Source organism: Escherichia sp. MOD1-EC6021 (assembly GCF_002965245.1).
Classification (GTDB): domain Bacteria; phylum Pseudomonadota; class Gammaproteobacteria; order Enterobacterales; family Enterobacteriaceae; genus Escherichia; species Escherichia coli_F.
Genome location: NZ_PTRU01000121.1, coordinates 1 through 464, shown reverse-complemented (window position 1 = coordinate 464; position 464 = coordinate 1). Strand labels below are relative to the sequence as shown.

Below are 464 nucleotides of genomic sequence, written 5' to 3'. Positions count from 1 at the left end.
GAAACCATGGGAAAAAATCCTGATGCCCCGATCATCTCAATAGGTGCAATATTTTTCGATCCGCAAACCGGAGATATGGGACCGGAATTTAGTAAGACTATCGATCTGGAAACTGCTGGCGGAGTCATTGATCGGGACACCATTAAATGGTGGCTTAAGCAATCACGCGAAGCGCAATCTGCCATTATGACCGATGAAATCCCGTTAGATGATGCACTGTTACAATTGCGGGAATTTATCGACGAAAACTCCGGTGAATTTTTTGTTCAGGTTTGGGGAAATGGAGCCAACTTCGACAACACGATTTTGCGCCGTTCATACGAACGGCAGGGGATCCCCTGCCCGTGGCGTTACTACAACGATCGCGATGTACGCACAATCGTTGAGCTGGGGAAAGCCATAGACTTCGATGCCAGAACGGCTATTCCATTCGAAGGTGAGCGCCATAATGCACTTGATGACGC

1 protein-coding gene is annotated in these 464 nt (G+C 48.3%); it reads left to right on the top strand.

Annotation, left to right across the window (positions count from 1 at the left end; translation table 11 throughout):
* On the top strand, positions 1–464 hold a 464-nt coding region (locus BEB54_RS28270; protein WP_097517011.1), incomplete at both ends, for a 3'-5' exonuclease.